1 protein-coding gene is annotated in these 1587 nt (G+C 67.4%); it reads left to right on the forward strand.

Annotated features, from left to right (window positions below; all coding sequences use genetic code 11):
- Window positions 1–144: 144 nt before the first annotated feature.
- Window positions 145–1587: beta strand repeat-containing protein (locus tag H0I76_RS19270; RefSeq protein ID WP_200613818.1), on the forward strand; the 1443-nt coding region annotated here is incomplete at its 3' end.

A 1587-nucleotide genomic window follows, 5' to 3' on the forward strand; every position in this document is an offset into this window, starting at 1 on the left:
CACAATACCGGCAACAACGGCCCCGGCGGAACTCGCCGGGGCCTTTTTCGTCGCGCCCGAACAAAACCCCGATCAGTTGACATCGCTGGATCATTCAGCGGAACATGCTCGTGAAATATAGCCTTCTGGTTGTGGGAGCTTGGCATGCAGTACACGTTTTACGATGGCACGATTACACCTGCGGCAATCACCGCCGGCACCTCGGCCTTGGGCTACGGCATCGTCATCATCAATTCCGGCAGCTACTCGACCCAGAAGGTCGAGATCGCCTCGAACACGGCGGTCTACGGCTCGGTCGGCCTCGTGGGCTTCTACGGGCCGACGACGGTCAACGTCCGCAACCTGGGCGTGGCGGGATCAACGGGCGAGATCAATGTCGCGGTCGACAGCAACTACGGTTACGGCATCCTGCTGGTGGGGCCGACCGCCAGCCTGATCTCGACCAACACCGCGTTCTGGAACGGAAGCACGGTCGTCGGCGGATACAGCAATCTCAACATCGGGGTGGGCGCGACAACCTACGGCATCGCCGGGGTCTACGGGGCGGGCGCGAGCCTGGAGACCAATGGCACCTCGCCCGCCATCAACATCGGCCATGACGACGGCACCGGCTATCTCTCGGTCTTCGACAACGCCGAGGCCGGGACACTCGATCTCGACGTCGGACGCAACGGCGACGGCGGCCTCGGGATCGACACCGGCGGCCTCGTGACGGTCGGCAACGATTCGGGCTTCTTCGGCAATCCCGCGAACAGCGGGCTCGGCGGGCGCGCGACCTTCGGCAGCGACAGCGGCTACGGCTTTCTCAACATGTATTTGGGCGGGAGCCTCGCGATCGAGAACGCCGACGGCCAGACCGACCACCCGACCCTGACTTTCGGCCTCGACGAAGGCTCGTACGGCTACGCGAACATCCGTGACAACGGCACCTCGGTCAGCGTGATCCAGAGCGGCGCGGCGGGTGACGACTTCGACGGCGGCGCCAGCGTTCGGATCGGCGCGGGTGGCTCGGCCGTCGTGATCGTGCAGACCGATGCCATGCTGAGCGTCCTGGGCGACGGCGCCTATCTTGGCGTCGCCACGGGCGACGGGCTCGGCGGGCCAACGACGAGCGACGAGAGTCGGCTCAGAATCCTCAGCGGCGCCGACGTGTTGGTCGACGCGCAGGGCTACAGCGGCGAGGGCAGCGCAGCCAAGGTCATCATCGGCGGCGTGTCCGGTGGAGACGGCGACGTCCTGGTCAACGGCGCGGGCTCGACCCTGACCATCGACAGCAGCGGGGCCGCCGGCTTCGGCGGCCTCCTGATCGTCGGCGGCGCGGGCGAGGGAACGCTCGCCATCAGCGACGGCGGGCTGGTCCAGAATATCGCGCCCGACGGCGTCACCGAGATCGGATCGGATCCGGCGGGGAACGGCACGGCGACCGTGACCGGTGCGGCCTCGCGGCTCGATGCCGGCAAACTGCTGCTGATCGGCGCGGCCTTCGACGCCGGCACCGAGACGCCGCAGCCGCAGAACGGCGGCGAGGGCGCCCTGAACCTTGTCGACGGCTCGACGGTGTCTGCGTCGACGACGCTTGTCGGTTCG

Origin of the sequence: Thermohalobaculum xanthum (genome assembly GCF_016623495.1) — a bacterium.
GTDB lineage: Bacteria > Pseudomonadota > Alphaproteobacteria > Rhodobacterales > Rhodobacteraceae > Thermohalobaculum > Thermohalobaculum xanthum.